The organism is Flavobacterium sp. J372, from assembly GCF_024699965.1.
Lineage (GTDB): Bacteria > Bacteroidota > Bacteroidia > Flavobacteriales > Flavobacteriaceae > Flavobacterium.
The window spans coordinates 2592013-2613278 of the sequence record NZ_JAJOMZ010000004.1; the positions used below are offsets into that span (position 1 = coordinate 2592013).

A 21266-nucleotide genomic window follows, 5' to 3' on the forward strand; every position below is an offset into this window, starting at 1 on the left:
TTTTACAACACTTTCTTAACCAACATTTAAGCCTATGTATTAAACTAATGGTAAATACCTAAAATTTCTTCTTCAGGTAGCAAAGCGGTCGTAATTTTATAATACGGAAACGAATAAAACACTACAGCCATGAAAAAGTTACTCTTTACCCTGCTATTTGCCGGCGCTGCTTTTGCGCAGGACGGCTTTAAATCAAACAACGGAAATTTGGTATGGGAGCGCACGTTCCCTGCTAATAATGCGAATATTGTTGCCCTGCTTGAAAAAGAGCCAAACCTGAAAGTGGGCACCTTTATGGATAACGTTTTTAAAGGGAGTGGCAATGAAATTAAAAACTCATGCGACGGCGGAAGCGGACTGATGAAAAACAATACTAAGTTTGATTTTCTTATTATTGTTAACCCCGACTCGTACACCGTAAAAGTAAGTAACCTGAAATTTATTGAGAAATATGGCCCAATGCAAACCCGCATTGTAGCCAACCCCTGCGAAAAATATTACGTATATAATGGGGCGGTAAAAAGTGACGACAAAACCAAAGGTGATTTTGACTGCCTGAACAATTACCTGAGCAGCGTATTTTCTGCAGACCCTATAACTTCAACAGGCAATGCACTGACATCAAATTAAGATTTTCATTGTAAATACCCCTGGGCTTCCGGAACAATCCGGAGGCCTTTTTATTAGCCCTTACTACCATTGAAGCGACTTAGCTCACTACAACAGATTAGGCAATAGTTAGCCTGATAATTCTTGATGATATAAAAAAACTACCCCAATTGAGGTAGCTTTCAGTTTAGTCAGATGTGTGGAAAGCTTTTTAAGATGCGGCTAGCGGCATCACAAAAATACTATGTCTCTTTACTTCTCCGCTGGTATCTTCGAGTATCCTGGTACCCAGAATTTCTACCGGGCGATACATCATCAGGTTATTTTCGATTATAAATTCTGTTGCAACAGTGTCATAATCCTGCGGATGAAGCATTATCGCATCATTTTCGGTAAGGCTGTTTTCAAGCACAAACTCGTGCATAGCTTCATAGTTAATCACCGTTTTCATAGCCTTAGTTGAATTTGATTTCAAGCACATCAATCTCACCCTCGCTAACTTCACCATTATTATCGGCAATAATATTGATACCGTTTACACAAAGTGATTTTATAGTTTTTGTACCTGTTTTAGCAAGCTTGGCGAAATTTGACGGGTGAAGCATCAGCATCACATTTTCGTTAAGGGCATTGGTAAGGATAAAATTTTTGATAGTAGCTAGGTCAATGTTTTTTTTCATGGCAGTAATTTTAATTGGTTGGTTAGTGTTACAAATTTGAACATTAAACCCTTAAAATTTTTGTAAGGAAATGCCAATAAATCGTTAGATTATTCAACCGCTTTGATTCTCCGACCGTTTCGATTCTTCGACTTTCAGACTATCCGGTCATTGACTAACCGATTACTCGATTATTCGACTATTCGACTTTATGACTTATAACTTTACAACTTTGCCAGCCACCGGTACAGCCTTTCCACATCTTCCTTTTTAAACAATCCGGTACCTGTGCTCATCGTTGCCGCAGTACCGCAGGCTACACCCATACGCGCCATTGCAAGTTCGCCTTCACCTTTAGCCATCATCGCGACAATACCCGCCACCATACTATCACCCGCCCCTACCGTGGTGCGTTTTTTAACTGATGGCGCCGGTATATGTATAGTTTTATCTTTAGTTACCAGATAGGCACCCTGCGGCCCCATAGAAACCACAATCATTTCAGCCATACCTTTATTGATTAGTTCTTTTGCTGCGTCATCGGCATCATCGTTATGCAGTTCGTCAACACCCACCAGCTTTGCCAGCTCACCCAGATTCGGCTTAGCCAGGTATACGCCCTCACTCAGCGATTCTTGCAGAGCCTCGCCCGAAGTGTCGATTATGACTTTTGCGCCCTTGCTTTTAAGGTTTTTAATGATTGTGCGCATTTGTTTCGGTTCAAAGCCGGGCGGCAGGCTACCGCTTATCACTGCTATTTCCGGGTTGCAGCTGTCAATAGCTTTAATTATACCCTCAGCTTCATCAGCATTCAATTCGCTGCCGGGCATGCCAAAGCGGTATTGGTCATTACCGTTTGTTGCCACTACCATAAAGTTTTCGCGTGTTTCGCTTTTTACCGGGAAAGGCATCGCTTTTACACCTTCCTCATCAAGAAGTTGTTGAAGCCTGTTGCCTGCCGGCCCTCCGCTTGTAAAAAACGCTGTAGAAGATATCCCAAGTCTTACCAACCCGCGCGACACATTTATACCGCCGCCGCCCGCCTCATAAACAGGTTTTTCACACCTGAGCTTTTTATCGGGCTTGAGGCTGTCTATGGTTGTGCTTTTATCTACTGCAGGATTTAATGTGAGGGTAAGAATTGTTTGACTCATATCGATATTTTAGATTGATAGCTAATTTACCGATATGAAACCGCGAAGCGAAAAAATAAATGTTAACGATTTCTTAAATCCTGCACTTATGCCTACCTGTAAGAGAAGCGTTCGAGTATGCTATATTCATTGTTAAGTTCAATGTAATAACATCCCTTCGGAATTTCCACATCAAAATGAGATATTTCCCTATCGGAAAATCCACGCTGTTTAAGTTCTTTTTTCGTATGAAGCATTACAGGGTCGTCGCCTACAAAGTATAGATTCTCATCACTGCGCCTAATTTCGCCAACATTCCCCGTCAGTCCGTAATCAAGTGCGTTATACATAAGGTCTTTTTCAAGCTCTTCCGCAGGTAAACTGTTCAGCCATTCTTTAAGATCTGATAACTTCATAAACATCAGTAAATTAAATTCAACAATATATTTGGAGGGCACCAAATTTGGAGGGTTAAAAATATGTATATTCTGTTGCAGTAACCAAATATTTGTAACAAAAATTTCATAAAATGTTTATATTCAATTAATAAATAAAAAGTTTATAGAGTGTTTTACAGTTCCAAAGTAATTTTTGCATGCTTTTTGACGTTCTGAATTACATGAATAAAATTGATACGAAACATATAGCCTTTCATGTGCTTGCAGCGCTTTACTTTATCTGGCTGCCATTGTTTACCATACTGCTTTCATTATTGTTTTACTACATTTATGAAGATTACAATACCATAATTATTACCACTGTTTTACCTACATTATTCATCAATTTAATAATGGGTGCATTGCTTATGTTTGTACTCAGGCTCTTTAAAAGTCACCTTAAGCTTATATTTTTTGTAAGAATTTCCTACTACATAGCTTTATGTTTTTCAATAATTTCTGTTGTTGTGTGGTATTTTATTTAAATTTTTAAAGATTTATCTACGGCCATTTATCTGCATTCACTCTGCAACGCATAAAACCGTATATTTGCGTTTATTTTTAATGATAGATGGATAAGAAAACAGAGGAATTTTACGCACGGCTTAAAGAAGAGCTTACCAACTCAACCCTTTGGCCGGCAGAATATTTATTTAAATTTATAGTGCCCTCAGACAATCAGAAGGTTTTACAGATAGAAGATTCATTTGACCGCATGGGTGCCGTAATTGAGACAACGCAGTCAAAAACAGGCAAGTACACCAGCGTTTCAATAAATGTGAAAATGGAAAGCGCACAAAGCGTTATTGATAAATATCTGGAGCTTTCGGAGATTGAAGGCATAATATCATTATAACAACAACTATGCAATTTACCCCGGAAGAAGCGGTTACACACCTGGAATACAATGCCGAAAGGCCGCACCTTATCATTCCTGAATATGGCCGCCACCTGCAAAAACTAATTGAGCAGGCGGTAGCGCTTGAAGACCGTGAAGAACGCAACAAGGCGGCAAAATATATAATTACAGTAATGGGCAGCCTAAACCCGCACCTGCGTGATGTCCCTGATTTTCAGCATAAACTATGGGATCAGCTGTTTATTATGAGTGATTTTAAGCTTGAAGTCGATTCACCCTACCCTATCCCCTCACGTGAATTGCTGGCACAAAAGCCTGAAAGGCTGGCTTATCCGCAAAATTTCCCGAAATACAGGTTTTACGGCAATAATATTAAATATATGATTGATGTTGCCCTGAAATGGGAGGACGGTGACATGAAAAACGCCCTTATCATGGTGATTGCCAACCATATGAAGAAATCATATCTCAGCTGGAATAAGGACACTGTGAAAGACGAAGTTATATTTGAACACCTGTATGAGCTTTCGGGCGGGAAGATAAACCTGCAGCTAACCGATGAAGAGCTTTCAAACTCAACCGACCTGATGAAGGTGAACAAGAAAGTTTCTAACAAAATGCAGTTCAATAATCCTGGGAACAACAACCCGCGCCAAAAAATGCAACGCCAGAATACCGGCATGAGAAACCAGAACCAGAACAATAAAAATAACCGAAAAAACCCTAACCAGTAACGTTTTCATGGGAACATTCAGAATTGAAGGAGGAACACAATTAAAAGGAGAGATAACCCCGCAGGGCGCTAAAAATGAAGCATTGCAGGTACTTTGTACACCACTGCTTACAGCTGAAAAAGTAACGATTACCAATATACCTGACATTATTGATGTCAATAAGCTTATCACCCTGCTTAAAAACCTGGGTGTGAAGGTTGAAAAACTGGGCCATGGCGCTTACAGTTTCCAGGCGGACGAAGTGAATATGGATTACCTGCAGAGCGATGCCTTTAAAGAAGAGGGTAAAGCGCTGCGTGGCTCTATAATGATTGTAGGGCCCCTGCTGGCACGTTTTGGCAAGGGTTATATACCTAAGCCGGGCGGTGATAAAATAGGCCGCAGAAGGCTAGATACACACTTTGAAGGTTTTATAAACCTGGGTGCAAAGTTCCGCTATAATAAAGAAGAATATTTTTACGGTGTTGAAGCCGACAAACTGAAGGGCGCATACATGCTGCTTGATGAGGCATCTGTCACCGGTACTGCCAACATTGTAATGGCTGCCGTGCTCGCCGAAGGTAAAACTACCATATATAACGCAGCGTGTGAACCTTACCTGCAGCAGCTGTGCAACATGCTGAACAGCATGGGCGCAAAAATTACAGGCGTTGGCTCAAACATGCTTCATATTGAAGGTGTTGAAAAGCTTGGCGGTTGCGAACACAGGATATTGCCCGACATGATTGAGATAGGAAGCTGGATTGGCCTTGCAGCCATGACACGCAGCGAAATCACCATCAAGAATGTTAGCTGGGACAACCTGGGCATTATACCTAATACCTTCCGCAAGCTGGGTATAACCCTAGAGCGGAAAGGCGATGATATTTACATTCCTGCACATACAGATGGTTACGAGATACAAAATTACATTGACGGTTCTGTACTTACCATTGCAGATGCACCATGGCCGGGCTTCACCCCTGACCTGCTAAGCATTGTACTGGTAGTAGCTACACAGGCACGCGGTAGTGTACTCATCCACCAGAAGATGTTTGAGAGCCGACTATTCTTTGTTGACAGGCTTATAGATATGGGCGCTAAAATAATGCTATGTGACCCGCACAGGGCTGTGGTAATAGGCCACGACTTTAAGTCGCAGCTCAAAGGCATTACAATGTCGTCTCCTGATATAAGGGCGGGTGTGTCAATGCTTATTGCTGCACTTTCAGCTAAGGGTACAAGCACCATCCAAAACGGCGACCAGATAGACCGCGGTTATGAAAGGATTGACGAGAGGCTTAGGGTACTTGGAGCTAAAATAGAAAGGCTGGATTAAGAGAATGAAAAATCCATATAATTTTCCACAAGAAATTCTTGAAGCAAACCGCAAAATTCGTAAAAGAAATTATAAGCTCATTGCATTAGTAATTATTGGTCTGGCAATTGCTGTTACTGCCTTCGTATTTTTGGTTTCATTCGGGCTTAAATCTACCGATGCATTCAAGACTGCTGAACAAGAAATTCATAAAAGCCATGAAATTCAAACAATTACAGGTGGAATTGAAGCAATTTCTCTATCAACCGGATCAGTATCCACGCACAATAATGATGGTGAGGCAAATTTTGACATCAGCGTTGACGGCACACGAAAAGATATTGACGTTTCAGTATATCTCACAAAACATAATGGTCAATGGAGAGTTGACGAATTGGTTTGGGAGTAATATTATATCTTTAATAAAAAAGCGCTTCAGTCCGGAGCGCTTTTTTTATAACATTATTAAGAATAGTTTATCATATAATTAGTAGTACTACAGGGGTTTATAAAGTAATTTTAAACATATTAAACTTCAAAACCTAACTTATATGGAACCGATTAAACAACAGGCTTTAGGCAGGGAGGCCTATAGTACAGACAAATTAAGTTTCTCAAAATATGACCCGTCAGGTACCGACCCTAACCGTTATGCAACGGTGTCAAATTCTACCGAAGCTGATCAATACCTTCACAAAGGCAAAAAAAGCGTCATCCCGGGGCTTAGGGTAAACGTAGGCACTACCGAAAGGATTTTGATGGTGGCAGCCGGCTCTTACCTTTTGTACCGCGCATTCAAGAAAAACCATGGCAATGGCAAAAAAGCCCTTGAAGGCCTTACAGCCGGCACAATGCTTTTCCGCGGGATAAGCGGCTACTGCCCTGCATACGATGCGCTGTCACACAGCAAAAAGCTTTCAGGAGGTAATGTAGCTATTACTCAAAACCAGACAATTGACAGGCCTGTAAACGAAGTGTATAACGCCTGGCGCAAGCTTGAAAACCTTCCACTCTTTATGGAGCACCTGCACAGTGTTTCGGTAATTGACAATTATAAATCGGAATGGAAAGCAAGGATACCGGGTGGCCTTGGTACAATTGGCTGGACGGCTGAAATACTGATGGATGAACCCAACAAGCTTCTTAGCTGGCACTCAATGCCGGGTTCTACAATAAACAATTCAGGTAAAGTACGATTTACAGACAACGGTACTTCTACAGATATTGAAGTGACAATTTCTTACCACGCACCACTGGGAGCTGCCGGTGAAGTTGCAGCCAAAATGTTAACCCCTGTGTTTGAAAGCATGCTGCAGAAAGATATTGACGGATTTAAAGCCTATATTGAGGGAGGCAGCAGTGCAGGGAACTAAGCGTTCCTAAAAACAATAAAAGCCGCATTATAGCGGCTTTTATTGTTTTATATGGCAGATAAATTACAGAACCTGGTAGATGCCCATACCGGCCATAAACGCAATTACGCAGGCAACAATTATTTCAATGTTCCTTACGGCTGCATCTTTCTTCTTGAATGCTGAATAGTGTGCATATTTATTTTCACTTCCTGTTACGGCCTCAAGCCTCATGTTTCTGTATTTCTTCATGGCAAATAATTTTTGTTTCCTTTCAAAAATACCATGACTTTACCTTGAAATGAAGAGGTTTAACAAAGGATTATCATTTAACACCGTACATATGGGAAAATGCTTTTAAAATAAGTGACTATTGCCTAAATTTGCCGCTTATTTTACAAAAGTGGGTAAAGAAATAGTTGTGATAATTGGTGGCCCCGGCTCAGGGAAAACTACAATAATTGACGGGCTTACCGAAAAGGGATACACATGCTATCCTGAAATTTCGCGTGAAGTGACACTGGAAGCGCGTAAGCAGGGTATTGAGCAGCTGTTTCTTGAAAAACCGCTTTTATTTAGTGAGCTGCTTCTTGAAGGCCGGAAAAAGCAGTACAAAAATGCCCTTGCAGAAGAGTGTGACATAGTATTTCTTGACCGTGGCATACCCGATGTGCTTGCCTATATGCACTACATAGGCGACAGTTACCCGCCTTTTTTGACGAAGCTTGCCACGAACACAAATACACCAAGATATTCTTTTTGCCGCCATGGGAAGAGATATATACTGCCGATGAGGCACGCTACGAAAATTACGAGCAGGCAAAACTTATCAGCGAACATTTGCTTGAAACCTACCGCAGCTACGGCTACGAAATGATTGAAGTGCCAAAAGACACCCTTGATAACCGAATTCTTTTTATATTAGGGCATCTTTCGTAAAATCCGTTAATGCAGGCAAAAGACATCCTGGAAAAATATTGGGGTTATGATACCTTCCGTGAACCGCAGGAAGCGATAATCAATGCTGTATTACAAAGGCGCGACACTTTTGCATTGATGCCGACCGGAGGCGGTAAGTCTGTCTGCTTCCAGGTGCCTACGATCATGCGCGATGGGTTGTGTGTGGTAATTTCACCATTGATTGCCCTGATGAAAGACCAGGTAGAAAACCTGAAGCAGCGTGGTATAAAAGCCGTATCATTGGCCGGGAGCCTCTCTTCAGATGAAATAAGCAACCTTCTTGACAACTGTAAGTTCGGTGATTATAAATTCCTGTACATTTCTCCGGAACGTTTAAAATCTGACTGGATTGCAGAGCGTATCGGCCAGCTGCCGGTAAACCTTATTGCTGTAGACGAAGCGCATTGTGTATCGCAATGGGGGCATGATTTCCGGCCCGCTTATCTCCAAATATACAAAATACGCGATTACCTGCCTAAAGTACCATTAATTGCACTTACAGCTTCAGCAACTGAAAGGGTTCAGCAGGATATTGTCGCGCAGCTGAAGATGCACGATGTGGCATTTTTTAAAAAATCGTTTCTTCGGGAAAATATCGCCTATATGGTTCTGGAAGCAGAAGATAAGCTTGGCCAGATGCAGCGTATTTTTACAAAGTATAGCGGTTCATCGATAGTTTATGTACGCAACCGTAAAGCGTGCCATGAAGTATCGCGCCAGCTCATTTCATTAGGCATCAGCGCGACATTTTATCACGGCGGACTTACTTCTCGTGAGAAAGAAGCAAATATGTCGGCATGGCTGGCAAATAAGGCGAAGGTAATGGTTGCAACAAATGCATTTGGGATGGGCATAGACAAACCCGATGTACAATGCGTTGCACACATTCAGCTGCCTGAAAACCTTGAAAGCTATTACCAGGAAGCAGGACGTGCCGGGCGCAACGGTGAAAAATCATTTGCTGTAGCGCTGGTAAATGCTTCCGACATAAGGACGGCCAGGAGCCAGTTTATTGATGTGCTGCCTGATAAATCTATTGTCCACACAGTATATGCCAAACTCAACAGCCATCTTCAAATTGCATATGGCGAAGGGCTTGGTGAAACTTTTCCGTTCAATTTCAATGATTTTTGCAGGCATTATAACCTTAACCCCATTAAAGCTTTTAACGCAATACAATTTCTCGACAGGCAGGGCATACTTACTTTGTCACAACAATTTAATGAAAGTGTGAGCCTGCAATTTTTGATTGAGGGTAAAGAAGTGCTGCGGTACATAAGCCTTAACCCGGCTGATGAAGAAATGGTGCTGGCGCTGGTACGGAATTATCCCGGTATTTTTGACATGCAGACAGCTATTAATACAGAATTTATCTGCAAGAAAGCGAAATGTACAGAAAATGAATTCAGAGTATTGCTTGAGAAGCTTTCGCAGAAAGAAATAATTGCTTATAAAAGCTCAGGTAATGACAGTACCATCACATTTAATGAGGTACGCGAAGATGAGTTTACGATAAACAAAACCATAAAATTCCTGGAACAGCAGAACGCATTAAAGACCGTTCAGTTTGATGCCGTGGTGGAATATATTACCAATACTGCGCGATGCAAAAGCAGGCTGATACTGGACTATTTTGGGGAAACCGACAGCACAGATTGCGGAAACTGTTCAAATTGTATAGCTTCCGCTAAAGAGACCGTTAAACCGGCAGCTATAAGATCATCCGTAGTAGAAGTACTTAAAACAGGGCCTCACAGTTCAGCTGAACTTGAGCGCACCCTCGGGCTAACAACACAAGAAACAGTGACTGCACTGCGCACATTACTTGAAGAACGAAAAATAAAAATTGATAACCGAAACTTTTACAGCATAGCATAATGGAAAAACTACGCATAGTATTTATGGGGACGCCCGAATTTGCAACCGGCATACTTGACACGATATATAAAGAGGGATATAAAATTGCCGGAGTAATTACAGCACCTGATAAACCTGCAGGCCGCGGACAGAAACTAAAATATTCGGCTGTGAAAGAATATGCCCAGGAGAAAGACCTGAAGCTATTGCAGCCTACCAATCTTAAAGACCCTGCTTTTTTGGAAGAATTAAAAAGCCTGAATGCAAATTTACAGGTGGTGGTAGCCTTCCGTATGCTGCCAGAAGCTGTTTGGCGAATGCCTAAGCTGGGTACGTTTAACCTGCATGCCTCCCTCCTGCCCGATTATCGCGGTGCAGCGCCTATCAACTGGGCTGTAATAAACGGAGAGACAAAAACGGGTGTCACCACTTTTTTTATAGATGACAAAATAGATACCGGGGCCATGATACTGAAAGCTGAAACTGAAATAGGTGAAAATGAGACTGCAGGTGCGTTGCATGACAGGCTGATGGTATTGGGGCAGGAAACGATAATAAAAACATTGCAGCTAATTGAAAGCGGCAATGTAACCACAACTATACAGCCACAGGAAGGCGATTTAAAAACTGCTTACAAACTAAACAGGGATAATTGTAAAATTGACTGGAATGCTCCCGGAAAAGCCATACACAACCTTATACGGGGGCTGAGCCCTTATCCTGCTGCCTGGAGTTTAATTAAAGATAACGAACAGGAATGGAATGTGAAATTTTATGAAGCAAGGTTTATTCCTGATGCCCACAATTATAGCAACGGAGCAATATTAACAGGAAAAAAAGAAATAAAGGTTGCAGTAAATGGCGGTTATCTGGAAGTGCTGTCATTACAATTTCCCGGCAAGAAAAAAATGACAGCTGCGGAATTGCTGAACGGTTTACAGCTAAGTGATAATGCTATGGCCTATTAAACCGCATAAACACTAAGGTTAACAGATTTTTGAATAATACAACAGTCCTTATCAACATTCGGGCTAAAGTTATCAACAATGAATACGAAAAAATACGAAAACACTTGTGTACGTTGATTTTCCTATTAAATTTGTAGGACAGGAGTGAAAAATAAAAATTTTTAACCAAACAATTAATACCAATCATTATGAACAAATCAGAATTAATCGACGCAATGGCTGCTGATGCAGGAATTTCTAAAGGTGCTGCAAAAAAAGCGCTTGAATCTTTCATCTCAAACGTAGGCGGCGCGCTTAACGCAGGAAACAGGGTATCTCTTGTAGGTTTTGGTTCTTGGTCAGTTTCAAACAGGGCTGCAAGAGAAGGCAGAAATCCTCAGACAGGAAAAAGCATAAGCATTGCTGCTAAAAATGTAGTTAAATTCAAGCCGGGAGCTGAGCTGGACGGTTCAGTTAACGCTAAAAAATAATCCTGTTTATAGAATTAAAATTAAGCCTTCTGTTAAAGAAGGCTTTTTTTTTAAAAGTTTCTAAATTTTTTTGAACGTATATATTTTTTAGTTAAATTTATTTCAAATTGCACCAAAGATGATTTCAATAAAACCTAAGAAAGGCCACCTGCTGATAGCAGAACCTTCAACAATTGGGGATATATCATTCAACAGGTCTGTAGTGCTCCTTGCCGACCATACCAGTGAAGGATCTATCGGCTTCATCCTAAACAAACCGCTCGGCTACACTATTCATGACCTTATACCCGAGATACATGGGAGCTTTAAAATATACAATGGTGGGCCCGTTGAGCAGGATAACCTGTACTTTATTCATAACGTGCCAGACCTGATACCTGACAGTATAGAGATATCTAACGGCATTTACTGGGGTGGCGATTTTGAATCAACTAAAGAACTGATAAACCAGGGACTGATAAAGAAAAATAACATCCGCTTTTTCCTGGGCTACACAGGGTGGGATGCGCACCAACTTGAAGATGAGCTTGAAGATAACTCATGGATAGTAAGTGAAAACAGCTACCAAAACCGTATCATTGGCAAGTCAAGCACTTCATTCTGGAAAGAAAAAATTATGGAACTGGGCGGCGACTACCTGATATGGAGCAATGCGCCTGAAAACCCTACATTTAACTAACCCAGCCTAACTGCAGCATTCAATCTCTGCAATAGTTTTATCGAGAAAGTATTACTATATTCTTTTTTGCGGTATTTTGTTACCGGCTGTATACCCTGTATCACATTAGTAATAAAGATTTCATCAGCTTTCTGAAGGTCAAATGGTGATATAGAGCTTTCAACAACTTCAACCTCATCAATCTTTTTCGCTAAAGCGATTATCTGCTTTCTCATTACACCATTCAGGCATCCGTCACTTACAGGAGGAGTAATCAGTTTACTGCCCATCAGCATAAAAACATTACCCTGCAGGGCTTCTACAACATTTTTCTCATCATTTACCAACAGGCAGTTTTGCAGCCCGTTTTCATGGGCATATATGCTGCCTGTAATGTGAACCATTTTATTTGTGGTCTTCAGCGTTGAAATAAGCTGTTTTGAGACATAAAAATCTTTGTAAAGGTCAACTTCATAATCTGCATCAGTAAATGAATATAAAGCGCTATTCAGCGCCTCTGCGGTGATAATAAATTCAGTATTATTATCCGTTGGCAGATACTTACCTCCCGGCTTTCTGAAAATCGATAATCTTATCCTGTACGAAGAGGTGCTTTCGAATGATGAGAGCAACAGCTTTACCTGCTCTTCCATATACTCCATAGTGAAATGCATAGGTATTTCCATACGTACAATGCGCATGGAAGCCATAAGCCTGAAATAATGGTCTTCAAGAAACAGCACCTTGCCATCAACCACTTTCATGGTTTCAAAAATGCTGTCACCGTAAAGAAATGCGCGGTTTGTGTGTAATGGTATGGCAGCTTCAGCCATTAATGTGCCGTTGTAATTTATCATAAAAAATGCCCTGAAATATCAGGGCAAATATAGCGTAAAGCTGTAGCTTTTCCTAAACTGAGCCAAGCACATGTTTCAGGTCGCTCACCTGGTTTTCCCAAAGCTGCTTAGATTCCTGTATATCATTTTCTTCAGCGAAGTCAACTACCATTAGTGATACATCTTTTGTTATCTCATCAACTAAAATACGCAGTTCAAAATAATAATCGCTATCCTTATCATTTTCGTCAACCCACCTGAATTTTACCTTCTCACCTGTTTTTTTTGACGACATACGGGCCTTCTCTTCACTGTCATCCCATATAAATGTGAAGTATTCACCCCTGCTGTTTACATTATCGGCAAACCATTCAGATAGTCCTGAAGGCGTGGAAATATACTGGTAAAGAAGTTGTGGTGAAGAAGTTATGGGAAACTCAAGCTCGTATTTTATTTTTTCGTCCATTTCAGTATTAAATTTCGGGAAATATAGAATATTTAACATTCATAAAAAAGCATTTTTACAAATTATTTTTTTCAGCAAAATATATTTGCATCGTTTAAATTTAGTGCTATATTTGCACCCGCATTCAAGGATGTACAAACCGAATAAAATGGCGAGGTAGCTCAGTCGGTTAGAGCGCAGGATTCATAACCCTGAGGTCACGGGTTCAACTCCCGTCTTCGCTACAAAAAATGGAAGCTTAATGCTTCCATTTTTTTTATTTTCAGTGCATTATAACTTTAAGTTATCGTTACATATTCAAAAATTATGTTATTTTTTTTTGTATGTTAAAAATATGCTCTATTTTTGACCTCGTAATAAACCCCCTAATGTTATGAAAAACAGTTTCTTGAAATTATATATGCTTGCTTTCTTTTTGGTTAGCAACATTGCTCTTTATGCTCAGCCGGGCCAGGATAACCCTGATGGTGACCTTGAGGGAGGAGACCCGCCGCCGGCACCAATCAATTCAAAGCTTATTTATCTTGCATTGGTGGGAATTGCATTTGGGTTTTATTATTTCATGAAAAAACGTGAAGAAAAGCTGAACTAACACATACACAGATAAATAAAAAGCCTCACAATCGTGAGGCTTTTTATTTATTAGAATTAAGCTAATATATTCTCTGCCAGGATCTCATCACTTTCGTTCCTGTACGACACCGATTTATATATAGATTTTATAATTAGAAATGAAAATACAGAGCAGCTTATAAATACCGTTGCATGTAAAACCTTATACGTTAAGTAATCGGGGTTTTGGGTATTAAATTCACTCCAGAGATTGTATCCGGATATGATTATAAATATAATGTTCGGCAGTAAAAGAAGGAGTCTCATAGCATATTGTTTTGAGTGCAAGGTCGGTATTGAAATGTAAAATGATAGCTAACCTTATGCTAATAAAAAGATAAATTAAAGCCTGAATAAGCAACTCTATAATTTTATCATTAATCTTAGCGTTAACATACTATATAGGCTGTAATAGCAGGGAAATCATTAAATTTACTTTATGAAGCTTTCAGAATACAAACAACTTGATGATACCGAACAATACCGGCTATTATGGTCCGACGGTGTATTGATTGATGCCTGTATTGAGGGAGAGGTGCGGAAGCTTTTATATTCTCTGCATGATTTTTATATTGAGCTATGGTGCCACTGCCATACCAATAAAATTATTTGGAAGCTTAGTTTTAAGCAGGGTAAACTTCTGGAGAAATACCTTAATAAATACAACACCAATATAGATATTGGCGCTGACGAATAGCTTATACAAGTTTCTGAACTTCAATTAAAAATGATTGCTGCCTCTCATTTATTAGTATTAAAGCTTCTTCTACTGTAAACCAGCCCGCTTTATCTATCTCAGGAAATGACTGCTTCTTGCCCGAACGTGGCGGCCATTCTATTTCAAATTCATTACATTGTACGTTGCCGGCGTCTACATCTCCCTCACATGCCCAGCCCATAACAGTTTTACCACCTTTTTGTACCACAGGCTGCAATTCAGTATAAAGACCTTCAGGCTTATGTCCTGTTTCTTCCTCAAATTCGCGTATGGCACAGTCAAGGGGTTCTTCGCCCGGCATTATCTCGCCCTTGGGAATTGTCCACCACCCGGCATCTTTATTTTTAAAATAGGGCCCGCCGGGATGTACCAGGAAAAAGAGCAACCGCCCTCCTTCAAATTTGTAAAGCAGTATTCCGGCGCTTTTCTTCATTATGAAAAGCCTTCTAAGATTTTGTATAGGTATATGTTACAGTACCTGTAGCGTATACCGGGTTGTCTTCTGCGTCACGTGTAGGGTAAGTACCATTATTGCGTACAATAATAATTTCTGTTCCATTAAAATCATGCTCAGTAGTCAGAGGCACATCAACACTGGTGGCGGTCATCAGGATGTCGCTTCCTTCAATTTCCCATGTGCCTTCAATTGTTTCAAAAGAGCAGCCCGTTTCAGACTCAAAGAATACATTATTGTTCGAATATTCGTAAGTACCGTCTTCATTCAATACTATTCTTGAGCCGCCATAACATGGCGATTCAAGCATTAAATCATTATTTGCTACTTCATCCAAATTAAAATCAACAGGATCAAACACCATTACTTTTGTTAGGTTGTATACTCCTGCATTTTCAGGCCCTACACCATTGTCGCGTGTTATATCAAGGTCATCATCATTACATGCTGCAGCCATACAAAGCATTGCTGTAAGCGCTAAAAGTTTAATTGTTTTCATAGTGTTTTGGTTTTTGTTATAAAGATACTATTGGTATTTGAGCATGCCTGTTTGATTAACAGTAAATTAACCCATAAAAAAACCCGCATGTGCGGGCTCAGTCAATTTAGTATCAGTAATTATAGTGTTCCCTCAGGTTCTGCATAGCGGCTTATAGGGCTGCTTTCTGCATCATTACCCTCTACTTTTACGATTTTGTTATAGATACCAAGCAGCAGGAACGGGGCGGCCCATTGGCCCACAAACAGAGCCGTGTGGTTTTTACCGAAAGCTTTTAAGGTTGCCGACACAGCCATAGACCCAAGTGCAGCCCAAAGAAATGTATCAGATGGAAGTTTTGCTGTTTGGTTTTCAATGGCTTTTGCTACTTTACCTTCAGAATGATCGTTTTTCATGATAGACATAATGTTGAAATTTTAGTTAGTAATATTTTTGTTGTGAACGATGTAATGTAAAGGTAGAACCCTTAATTGTAAACAAGTTACATCATAATGTTAATTACTTGTAAGGTAACGTTAAAGCTTACCTTCAACTAAAATTTCTGCTAACTTTACATAAATTTCAAAGTCATGAAACATCTGCTAACCCTTATATCATTAATTATTATTGCCAGTTGCAGCACTGCAAAAAATGATGTTCCGCCCCAGTCTTTTTCATCAGCTTCAGGTACAGGGCTTGTTATAGGTACAATAACTTTTACAGGAAATGAAAAGCCTGCCAATGACATTTACCGCTTTTTTTTATGAGCCTGTAACAACTGATAAGAAAATCCGGAAGAAAAATTCAGGAAGGATTATTATAAAGGCACGGGAAGGCAATACACGCAGTTATACGGGAGACTTTAATGAAAAGAAAACATACCTGTTTATGATTGAGGCCCAGCCGGGTAACTACGCTTTTACCCAATACAATTACCTTGACCATATAGGCTACTCGGGAATGGTAACATCAAGCCAGAAATTTTCAATTCCGTTTACCGTTTCGGCAGGAACAATAAATTATATAGGAGAACTTTCTTACAATGATATGGCCCAACCCGGCTCTCCAAGGATTATTGTGGGCACAAATGTGGAACGCGATCTTCCCGAGTTCAGGAAAAAATATACCAACATAAATTTTGATGCAGTAACAAACAATCCAGTAAAATCAGGCAATACAGGTAACGGAATAATATTATTTACCGAGTGATATCTATATTGTAAATAGCGTAGAATGTTAAAATTCAAACATTTAACACTTGTAAAGTTACACGGTTAAACCTTATTATTACATTTAACCCAACTTTAAATAACAGCAATATGGAGAAAATTACTTATGACGGAATGAGAAATTTCATTATTGAAAATGAGCTGACTGACAGTGTTGCCATCACCTTGCACCCTGACAGTTTTGATGAGCTTGTAATGGACTACCTTGACATTAACGACTGCCAGATTGAGCGCCCGTTCGAGATTCTTGGCATTGAAATTATGCAGGACAACACCGGAAACGTGCCTAAGAGCAAAATTCATTTTATGGAAACTGCTTAAACAGTTCATAAACTCAAACCATCTTACACAAAAAACAGAATCCCATCTTTAAAAGATGGGATTTTTTTATAACAACCTGTTTGACAGGGTTTCAATTTCAATCTTTTCCTGATTTCCTGTCTCCAAATTTTTGAGAGTATAAACATTAGCAGCCATTTCTTCACCGCCTGCTATAACCGCATACGTAATTCCGCGTTTATCTGCATGCTGAAACTGTTTACCCATCTTCGCGGCATCAGGATAAAGTTCGGCTTTAATCCCTGCCTCACGAAGAGATTTAATAGCCCTAAGTGCATACAGAGCTTCTGCATTGCCTAGGTTAAGGAAAAGTACTTTAGTACTTTCTGTAACAGTTTCAGGGAACAGCCCAAGCTCATCAACCACGAGGTAAATACGGTCAAGTCCGAAAGATATGCCTACCCCGCTCATATTTTTCAATCCGAAAATGCCAGTAAGGTCATCATACCTGCCGCCACCGCCAATAGAGCCCATGGCAACACCTTCAGGCGCAGTCACTTCAAATATAGCGCCGGTGTAATAGTTGAGCCCTCGTGCAAGGGTAACATCAAGGTCCAGCTTAGATTGGCCAAGGCCGAGCGCGGCAACATTATCACAAATGAAACGCAGCTCTTCAACACCTTTCATACCTTCTTCAGATGATGCCAGCAATTGTGACAGCTTCTCCAGTTTTTCATTGATATCTCCCGTAAAATTGAAGAGGGGCTGTACCTTCTCAATCGCTTCAGCAGCAATACCTTTCTCAAGCATTTCCTTTTTTACGCCTTCCTCACCTATTTTGTCGAGCTTATCAAGCGCAACGGTAAAATCTATCAATTTATCTTTAGCGCCAATAACTTCGGCTATACCGCTAAGCACCTTTCTGTTATTTATTTTAATAGTGGCACCAACAAAACCTAGTTCAGTAAAAACAGCATCATACAACTGCACAAGTTCAACCTCCTGCCATAGCGAGTTAGACCCTACAACATCGGCATCACACTGGTAAAACTCGCGGAAACGGCCTTTCTGTGGGCGGTCAGCCCTCCAAACCGGCTGTATCTGGTAACGCTTAAACGGGAATTCTATATCATTCTGATATTGCACAACATAACGAGCAAAGGGCACCGTTAAGTCATAGCGCAGGGCTTTTTCAGAAATCTGAGATGTAAGTTTCAGGCTGTTTCTTTCTGATAAATACTCTTCATTTGCTTTGGCCAGGTAATCACCACTATTTAAAATCTTAAAAATCAGCCTGTCGCCTTCCTCGCCATATTTGCCCATCAGGGTTTCGCTGTTTTCAAAAGAAGGTGTTTCAATCGGCATAAACCCAAACAACTCAAAATGCTTTTTTATAATGCCGGTAATGTATTGTCTTTTAGCTACTTCGGTAGGTGAAAAATCCCTCGTCCCTTTTGGTATCCCCGGTTTTTGTGCCATGTTTTAAAATTTTACACAAATATAGCGCATACCCGACCGAAAAGCAAAGGCCTGAACAGTCGTCGGCATTTTATATCTTTACAATAAATCTACCTGAAATGACTTTAAACATCGAAACCCCTGCCCTGCTTTTTTCGGCAACATCACTTATACTCCTGGCTTATACCAACCGCTTTCTCACCGTTGCAACCATCGTCAGGAGCCTGAAAACCAGCTATAAACAAAACAAAAACAAGAACATTTTGGTTGAGATCAAGAACCTGAGCCTGCGCCTCACACTCATCCGGCACATGCAGATGTACGGTGTGCTAAGCCTTTTCTTTTCAGTATTTTCAATGACATTACTTTTCAGCGGGATACAGCTTGCAGGGACTTATCTGTTCGGGCTCAGCCTTTTACTACTATTGATTTCACTCGGAGTCTCATTTTGGGAAATCAGCATTTCGGTGAAAGCGCTCCGGGTTCATCTCAGCGATCTTGAGGAAGACGTTTCAGCAGAGTAATTTGCCTGCACCCTTCGGTCAACAGCAGTGCAACCATTAACGTTTCTTTAACAATAGCAGTTTTTGGAAATCAAACTTCAATCGCCATTTCAAAAAACAATGGTATCTTTGCCCGCTTTTTAAATTCAGGAAATGTCACAAAACAACGTATTGAAAGGTGTGGTACTCGTAGGGCTCGGCGCAACCAGCTACGGTATGCTCGCCACCTTCGTAAAACTCGCCTATAAAGAAGGCTTCACCACTGCCGAAGTCACATCATCACAATTTATCCTGGGCATCCTCGGGATACTCATAATAAACGCCATAACCCGCGGACGCAAAAAGGCGCCGTACTCAAAGCCACCCCAAAAAACATCGCGGGGCTTATGACGGCCGGAACATCAATGGGTATGACCAGCGTGTTCTATTATCTCGCGGTACACTACGGCGTGCCCGTGTCAATCTGCATCGTGCTTTTGATGCAAACCGTGTGGATGGGCGTACTCCTTGAGGCCATCCTTAACAAAACTATGCCTTCCGGTAGAAAAATCTTTGCTGTGATCATTGTTTTGGTCGGGACAGCGCTTGCCGCAAAAGTCTTCGCAAACGAGGCGCCCCTCAACATCATCGGTGTAGGCTGTGGGCTCCTCGCTGCGGCATCGTTCACCACAACCATGTTCACGGCCAACCGGGTAGCGCCACACCTGTCGTCGGCACAGCGAAGCCTGTATATGCTTTTGGGCGGCGCGGTAATCGTGGCTATTTTCGTAGCGGTAACCTGGACGGGTACCTATAATGCAGAAATCTTCCTGAAATGGGGAATCGTACTGTCACTTTTCGGAACCATCATACCGCCAATGCTGCTGAATGCCGGCTTTCCGCACACAGGCATCGGGCTGGGAAGCATCGTCTCATCGCTTGAGCTTCCGGTATCGGTTATGATGGCGCTGGTATTGCTCCACGAACCTGTAAACGCCCTGCAATGGTTGGGCATCGCGCTTATAATTGCGGCTATTGTAGTGATGAACGTCAAGACAAAAGGCGGCGGCGCGGCGCATTAATTCCGTATATTAGCTGTAAAATCAACCCATGCAGCTACCGTGGCACCTTTACCTCATGGCATCGCTATACATCCTGGCGGGGCTCAACCATTTCCGTGTGCCGCGCATTTACACCCGGATGATTCCGCATTACCTCCCTGCACCAAAAGCCCTCAACATAATCAGTGGCCTGGCCGAAATCGTACTGGGAATACTCCTCTGCATTCCCGAAACCTCGGCTTATGCAGCATGGGGAATCATAGCATTGCTCATCGCCATCTTCCCGGCAAACGTGTATATGCTCCAAGATAAAAAAGCCGGCATGGGCGTCCCGAAATGGATACTCCTCCTCCGCCTTCCGCTGCAACTCGTCCTCATCTGGTGGGCGTGGCTTTATACTTGATTTATGATTGGATTTATGATTTTAGATTGAGCATCACTCAAGTTTTAAAAATCCGTGGTCATCCGCCTAATCCGCGTCATCCCCGCCTGTACCATTCGGGCAGGCGCGTTCCATAAAACCTTCATACAGCAATTTTCACATACCTATTGCCAAAAAACATTTTTTTTAGTAATATTGGTTCATTAATCTTAAACATCAAAAACAATTACCTGATTTAATTTTTTCACCAGATGAAAAAAAGCCGTATAGAATTAGACCGGGAAACCATTGGGAGGATAGTGACCCTGGCGCAGGAAGAGCGAAAACCTTTTGAAGAGATAAAAAAGGCGTATGCCCTCGGGGAAAAGGAAGTGACGGACATCATGAAGAAGGAACTATCTGCCGATAATTTTGAGCTGTGGAAGAAAAAGGTGGCCGGCAAAAAACCCAAACCGAAACCTATTGTACAGGATGACTTTGACGAGCTGGACAGTAAATATTACTTCAGGCATAAATTTGACTAATCCCCCGCCGCGGGGATTTTTTATTGCGCTTGAGTGAAGCTGTCACACTGAGAGCAGTTGAAGTGCCGGCATGAGTGAAGCAATTCCCCTCTTTCAGAGGGGTGCCCATAGGGTGGGGTGTCAAATGAAGCGGCTAAAAACACCCCGGCTTTCAGCCACCCCTCTGAAAGAGGGGAATACTGTGCCCAATAAAAATAATCGATGAACTGCACGTTTTTGAACGGGTTTTGTAACAATGCTCCTAAAAAGCCGCCGTACCTTTGCAGAAAGTTTTTACATCATGTCAAGTTTTGC

At 41.3% G+C, this 21266-nt stretch carries 30 protein-coding genes, 1 tRNA gene and 2 pseudogenes; 21 read left to right on the forward strand and 12 right to left on the reverse strand.

The annotated features are described in order from the left end of the window. Window positions 1-129 precede the first annotated feature (129 nt). Window positions 130-630: a hypothetical protein gene (locus LRS05_RS12825; protein ID WP_257868686.1), complete on the forward strand. Its 501-nt coding sequence runs from the start codon at window positions 130-132 to the stop codon at window positions 628-630. A 190-nt stretch (window positions 631-820) separates the two neighbouring features. On the opposite strand, the gene LRS05_RS12830 is transcribed toward LRS05_RS12825, so the two are convergent. From LRS05_RS12830 to LRS05_RS12845, 4 genes are all read right to left on the reverse strand, one after another. After that, a complete protein-coding gene (locus LRS05_RS12830; RefSeq protein ID WP_257868687.1) occupies window positions 821-1060 on the reverse strand; it encodes a hypothetical protein in 240 nt (79 codons plus the stop codon). A 4-nt stretch (window positions 1061-1064) separates the two neighbouring features. After that, the gene (locus LRS05_RS12835; protein WP_257868688.1) at window positions 1065-1289 is read right to left on the reverse strand and encodes a hypothetical protein; all 225 of its coding nucleotides are present in this window, start codon (window positions 1287-1289) and stop codon (window positions 1065-1067) included. 203 nt (window positions 1290-1492) lie between these two features. Continuing rightward, window positions 1493-2422: a 1-phosphofructokinase family hexose kinase gene (locus LRS05_RS12840; RefSeq protein ID WP_257868689.1), complete on the reverse strand. Its 930-nt coding sequence runs from the start codon at window positions 2420-2422 to the stop codon at window positions 1493-1495. Between the two features lie 92 nt (window positions 2423-2514). After that, window positions 2515-2817, reverse strand: a complete 303-nt coding sequence (locus LRS05_RS12845) for a hypothetical protein (RefSeq protein WP_257868690.1) — start codon at window positions 2815-2817, stop codon at window positions 2515-2517. A gap of 179 nt (window positions 2818-2996) precedes the next feature. Between LRS05_RS12845 and LRS05_RS12850 the strand changes: the two genes are divergently transcribed. From LRS05_RS12850 to LRS05_RS12875, 6 genes are all read left to right on the forward strand, one after another. After that, a complete protein-coding gene (locus tag LRS05_RS12850) occupies window positions 2997-3323 on the forward strand; it encodes a hypothetical protein (RefSeq protein ID WP_257868691.1) in 327 nt (108 codons plus the stop codon). 86 nt (window positions 3324-3409) lie between these two features. Then, window positions 3410-3694 carry a DUF493 domain-containing protein gene (locus LRS05_RS12855; RefSeq protein ID WP_257868692.1) on the forward strand — a complete coding sequence of 95 codons (285 nt, stop codon included), beginning with the start codon at window positions 3410-3412 and terminating at the stop codon, window positions 3692-3694. An 8-nt stretch (window positions 3695-3702) separates the two neighbouring features. Next, complete coding sequence (locus tag LRS05_RS12860) at window positions 3703-4431, forward strand: DUF4290 domain-containing protein (protein WP_257868693.1); 729 nt, start codon at window positions 3703-3705, stop codon at window positions 4429-4431. 7 nt (window positions 4432-4438) lie between these two features. Next, window positions 4439-5749 carry a UDP-N-acetylglucosamine 1-carboxyvinyltransferase gene (gene murA, locus LRS05_RS12865; protein WP_257868694.1) on the forward strand — a complete coding sequence of 437 codons (1311 nt, stop codon included), beginning with the start codon at window positions 4439-4441 and terminating at the stop codon, window positions 5747-5749. Between the two features lie 4 nt (window positions 5750-5753). Then, entirely contained in the window at window positions 5754-6137 is a 384-nt protein-coding gene (locus tag LRS05_RS12870) for a hypothetical protein (RefSeq protein ID WP_257868695.1), read from the forward strand. Window positions 6138-6279: 142 nt separating this feature from the next. Beyond that, window positions 6280-7101: an SRPBCC family protein gene (locus LRS05_RS12875; protein WP_257868696.1), complete on the forward strand. Its 822-nt coding sequence runs from the start codon at window positions 6280-6282 to the stop codon at window positions 7099-7101. A 63-nt stretch (window positions 7102-7164) separates the two neighbouring features. On the opposite strand, the gene LRS05_RS12880 is transcribed toward LRS05_RS12875, so the two are convergent. Beyond that, the gene (locus tag LRS05_RS12880; RefSeq protein ID WP_257868697.1) at window positions 7165-7332 is read right to left on the reverse strand and encodes a hypothetical protein; all 168 of its coding nucleotides are present in this window, start codon (window positions 7330-7332) and stop codon (window positions 7165-7167) included. 151 nt (window positions 7333-7483) lie between these two features. On the opposite strand from LRS05_RS12880, the pseudogene LRS05_RS12885 reads away from it, so the two are divergent. The 5 genes and pseudogenes from LRS05_RS12885 (at window position 7484) to LRS05_RS12905 (ending at window position 12014) form a co-directional block, all read left to right on the forward strand. Continuing rightward, window positions 7484-8019, forward strand: a pseudogene (locus tag LRS05_RS12885) (AAA family ATPase). Window positions 8020-8028: 9 nt separating this feature from the next. Then, window positions 8029-9918: an ATP-dependent DNA helicase RecQ gene (locus LRS05_RS12890; protein ID WP_257868698.1), complete on the forward strand. Its 1890-nt coding sequence runs from the start codon at window positions 8029-8031 to the stop codon at window positions 9916-9918. Further along, window positions 9918-10865, forward strand: coding sequence for a methionyl-tRNA formyltransferase (gene fmt / locus LRS05_RS12895; RefSeq protein WP_257868699.1), 948 nt, complete (start codon window positions 9918-9920; stop codon window positions 10863-10865). The genes LRS05_RS12890 and fmt overlap by 1 nt, the downstream gene beginning before the upstream one ends. Window positions 10866-11053: 188 nt before the next feature. Beyond that, complete coding sequence (locus LRS05_RS12900; RefSeq protein ID WP_257868700.1) at window positions 11054-11335, forward strand: HU family DNA-binding protein; 282 nt, start codon at window positions 11054-11056, stop codon at window positions 11333-11335. Between the two features lie 118 nt (window positions 11336-11453). Beyond that, window positions 11454-12014, forward strand: coding sequence for a YqgE/AlgH family protein (locus LRS05_RS12905; RefSeq protein ID WP_257868701.1), 561 nt, complete (start codon window positions 11454-11456; stop codon window positions 12012-12014). Here the strand turns inward: LRS05_RS12905 and LRS05_RS12910 are convergent. Both LRS05_RS12910 and LRS05_RS12915 read right to left on the reverse strand, forming a co-directional pair. After that, on the reverse strand, window positions 12011-12850 hold the full coding sequence (locus tag LRS05_RS12910) for an aminotransferase class IV (protein WP_257868702.1): 840 nt from the start codon (window positions 12848-12850) through the stop codon (window positions 12011-12013). The genes LRS05_RS12905 and LRS05_RS12910 overlap by 4 nt on opposite strands. A gap of 52 nt (window positions 12851-12902) precedes the next feature. Next, complete coding sequence (locus tag LRS05_RS12915; RefSeq protein WP_257869275.1) at window positions 12903-13295, reverse strand: START-like domain-containing protein; 393 nt, start codon at window positions 13293-13295, stop codon at window positions 12903-12905. Window positions 13296-13445: 150 nt separating this feature from the next. On the opposite strand from LRS05_RS12915, the gene LRS05_RS12920 reads away from it, so the two are divergent. The 3 genes from LRS05_RS12920 (at window position 13446) to LRS05_RS12930 (ending at window position 14604) form a co-directional block, all read left to right on the forward strand. Then, window positions 13446-13519 (forward strand) — tRNA-Met (locus tag LRS05_RS12920). Between the two features lie 149 nt (window positions 13520-13668). Further along, window positions 13669-13887: a hypothetical protein gene (locus LRS05_RS12925; protein WP_257868703.1), complete on the forward strand. Its 219-nt coding sequence runs from the start codon at window positions 13669-13671 to the stop codon at window positions 13885-13887. Window positions 13888-14346: 459 nt separating this feature from the next. After that, window positions 14347-14604: a hypothetical protein gene (locus LRS05_RS12930; RefSeq protein WP_257868704.1), complete on the forward strand. Its 258-nt coding sequence runs from the start codon at window positions 14347-14349 to the stop codon at window positions 14602-14604. Window position 14605: 1 nt separating this feature from the next. Here LRS05_RS12930 and LRS05_RS12935 read toward each other — a convergent pair whose 3' ends face one another. The 4 genes from LRS05_RS12935 to LRS05_RS12950 all read right to left on the reverse strand — a co-directional run bounded on the left by LRS05_RS12935 (window position 14606) and on the right by LRS05_RS12950 (window position 16305). Then, the gene (locus LRS05_RS12935) at window positions 14606-15058 is read right to left on the reverse strand and encodes an NUDIX domain-containing protein (protein ID WP_257868705.1); all 453 of its coding nucleotides are present in this window, start codon (window positions 15056-15058) and stop codon (window positions 14606-14608) included. A gap of 13 nt (window positions 15059-15071) precedes the next feature. Then, window positions 15072-15578: a lipocalin family protein gene (locus LRS05_RS12940; protein ID WP_257868706.1), complete on the reverse strand. Its 507-nt coding sequence runs from the start codon at window positions 15576-15578 to the stop codon at window positions 15072-15074. A 119-nt stretch (window positions 15579-15697) separates the two neighbouring features. Continuing rightward, window positions 15698-15973 carry a hypothetical protein gene (locus LRS05_RS12945; protein WP_257868707.1) on the reverse strand — a complete coding sequence of 92 codons (276 nt, stop codon included), beginning with the start codon at window positions 15971-15973 and terminating at the stop codon, window positions 15698-15700. Between the two features lie 155 nt (window positions 15974-16128). Further along, a complete protein-coding gene (locus LRS05_RS12950) occupies window positions 16129-16305 on the reverse strand; it encodes a hypothetical protein (protein ID WP_257868708.1) in 177 nt (58 codons plus the stop codon). On the opposite strand from LRS05_RS12950, the gene LRS05_RS12955 reads away from it, so the two are divergent. Further along, window positions 16299-16766: a hypothetical protein gene (locus LRS05_RS12955; RefSeq protein ID WP_257868709.1), complete on the forward strand. Its 468-nt coding sequence runs from the start codon at window positions 16299-16301 to the stop codon at window positions 16764-16766. The genes LRS05_RS12950 and LRS05_RS12955 overlap by 7 nt on opposite strands. A gap of 110 nt (window positions 16767-16876) precedes the next feature. Next, window positions 16877-17107, forward strand: coding sequence for a hypothetical protein (locus tag LRS05_RS12960; protein ID WP_257868710.1), 231 nt, complete (start codon window positions 16877-16879; stop codon window positions 17105-17107). Between the two features lie 66 nt (window positions 17108-17173). On the opposite strand, the gene hisS is transcribed toward LRS05_RS12960, so the two are convergent. Next, window positions 17174-18544 (reverse strand): histidine--tRNA ligase, encoded by a 1371-nt coding sequence (hisS, locus tag LRS05_RS12965; protein WP_257868711.1) that lies wholly within the window; start codon window positions 18542-18544, stop codon window positions 17174-17176. A gap of 98 nt (window positions 18545-18642) precedes the next feature. On the opposite strand from hisS, the gene LRS05_RS12970 reads away from it, so the two are divergent. The 4 genes and pseudogenes from LRS05_RS12970 (at window position 18643) to LRS05_RS12985 (ending at window position 20972) form a co-directional block, all read left to right on the forward strand. Continuing rightward, a complete protein-coding gene (locus LRS05_RS12970) occupies window positions 18643-19047 on the forward strand; it encodes a DUF2721 domain-containing protein (protein WP_257868712.1) in 405 nt (134 codons plus the stop codon). Window positions 19048-19179: 132 nt separating this feature from the next. Then, a pseudogene (locus tag LRS05_RS12975) lies at window positions 19180-20087 on the forward strand (DMT family transporter). Between the two features lie 28 nt (window positions 20088-20115). Next, entirely contained in the window at window positions 20116-20469 is a 354-nt protein-coding gene (locus tag LRS05_RS12980; RefSeq protein WP_257868713.1) for a DoxX family protein, read from the forward strand. Window positions 20470-20699: 230 nt separating this feature from the next. Beyond that, on the forward strand, window positions 20700-20972 hold the full coding sequence (locus LRS05_RS12985) for a TIGR03643 family protein (protein WP_257868714.1): 273 nt from the start codon (window positions 20700-20702) through the stop codon (window positions 20970-20972). The last annotated feature ends 294 nt before the right edge of the window (window positions 20973-21266 follow it).

Coding starts and splice junctions, on each gene's coding strand:
- LRS05_RS12845 (WP_257868690.1), bottom strand. CDS start 2,817: ATGAAGTTATCAGATCTTAAAGAATGGCTGAACAGTTTACCTGCGGAA.
- LRS05_RS12925 (WP_257868703.1), top strand. CDS start 13,669: ATGAAAAACAGTTTCTTGAAATTATATATGCTTGCTTTCTTTTTGGTT.
- LRS05_RS12850 (WP_257868691.1), top strand. CDS start 2,997: ATGCTTTTTGACGTTCTGAATTACATGAATAAAATTGATACGAAACAT.
- LRS05_RS12980 (WP_257868713.1), top strand. CDS start 20,116: ATGCAGCTACCGTGGCACCTTTACCTCATGGCATCGCTATACATCCTG.
- LRS05_RS12910 (WP_257868702.1), bottom strand. CDS start 12,850: ATGATAAATTACAACGGCACATTAATGGCTGAAGCTGCCATACCATTA.
- LRS05_RS12870 (WP_257868695.1), top strand. CDS start 5,754: ATGAAAAATCCATATAATTTTCCACAAGAAATTCTTGAAGCAAACCGC.
- LRS05_RS12985 (WP_257868714.1), top strand. CDS start 20,700: ATGAAAAAAAGCCGTATAGAATTAGACCGGGAAACCATTGGGAGGATA.
- murA (WP_257868694.1), top strand. CDS start 4,439: ATGGGAACATTCAGAATTGAAGGAGGAACACAATTAAAAGGAGAGATA.
- LRS05_RS12825 (WP_257868686.1), top strand. CDS start 130: ATGAAAAAGTTACTCTTTACCCTGCTATTTGCCGGCGCTGCTTTTGCG.
- LRS05_RS12930 (WP_257868704.1), top strand. CDS start 14,347: ATGAAGCTTTCAGAATACAAACAACTTGATGATACCGAACAATACCGG.
- LRS05_RS12830 (WP_257868687.1), bottom strand. CDS start 1,060: ATGAAAACGGTGATTAACTATGAAGCTATGCACGAGTTTGTGCTTGAA.
- LRS05_RS12835 (WP_257868688.1), bottom strand. CDS start 1,289: ATGAAAAAAAACATTGACCTAGCTACTATCAAAAATTTTATCCTTACC.
- LRS05_RS12950 (WP_257868708.1), bottom strand. CDS start 16,305: ATGTCATTGGCAGGCTTTTCATTTCCTGTAAAAGTTATTGTACCTATA.
- LRS05_RS12860 (WP_257868693.1), top strand. CDS start 3,703: ATGCAATTTACCCCGGAAGAAGCGGTTACACACCTGGAATACAATGCC.
- LRS05_RS12960 (WP_257868710.1), top strand. CDS start 16,877: ATGGAGAAAATTACTTATGACGGAATGAGAAATTTCATTATTGAAAAT.
- LRS05_RS12935 (WP_257868705.1), bottom strand. CDS start 15,058: ATGAAGAAAAGCGCCGGAATACTGCTTTACAAATTTGAAGGAGGGCGG.
- LRS05_RS12840 (WP_257868689.1), bottom strand. CDS start 2,422: ATGAGTCAAACAATTCTTACCCTCACATTAAATCCTGCAGTAGATAAA.
- fmt (WP_257868699.1), top strand. CDS start 9,918: ATGGAAAAACTACGCATAGTATTTATGGGGACGCCCGAATTTGCAACC.
- LRS05_RS12940 (WP_257868706.1), bottom strand. CDS start 15,578: ATGAAAACAATTAAACTTTTAGCGCTTACAGCAATGCTTTGTATGGCT.
- LRS05_RS12915 (WP_257869275.1), bottom strand. CDS start 13,295: ATGGACGAAAAAATAAAATACGAGCTTGAGTTTCCCATAACTTCTTCA.
- LRS05_RS12890 (WP_257868698.1), top strand. CDS start 8,029: ATGCAGGCAAAAGACATCCTGGAAAAATATTGGGGTTATGATACCTTC.
- LRS05_RS12970 (WP_257868712.1), top strand. CDS start 18,643: ATGACTTTAAACATCGAAACCCCTGCCCTGCTTTTTTCGGCAACATCA.
- LRS05_RS12905 (WP_257868701.1), top strand. CDS start 11,454: ATGATTTCAATAAAACCTAAGAAAGGCCACCTGCTGATAGCAGAACCT.
- LRS05_RS12875 (WP_257868696.1), top strand. CDS start 6,280: ATGGAACCGATTAAACAACAGGCTTTAGGCAGGGAGGCCTATAGTACA.
- LRS05_RS12900 (WP_257868700.1), top strand. CDS start 11,054: ATGAACAAATCAGAATTAATCGACGCAATGGCTGCTGATGCAGGAATT.
- LRS05_RS12955 (WP_257868709.1), top strand. CDS start 16,299: ATGACATTTACCGCTTTTTTTTATGAGCCTGTAACAACTGATAAGAAA.
- hisS (WP_257868711.1), bottom strand. CDS start 18,544: ATGGCACAAAAACCGGGGATACCAAAAGGGACGAGGGATTTTTCACCT.
- LRS05_RS12880 (WP_257868697.1), bottom strand. CDS start 7,332: ATGAAGAAATACAGAAACATGAGGCTTGAGGCCGTAACAGGAAGTGAA.
- LRS05_RS12945 (WP_257868707.1), bottom strand. CDS start 15,973: ATGAAAAACGATCATTCTGAAGGTAAAGTAGCAAAAGCCATTGAAAAC.
- LRS05_RS12855 (WP_257868692.1), top strand. CDS start 3,410: ATGGATAAGAAAACAGAGGAATTTTACGCACGGCTTAAAGAAGAGCTT.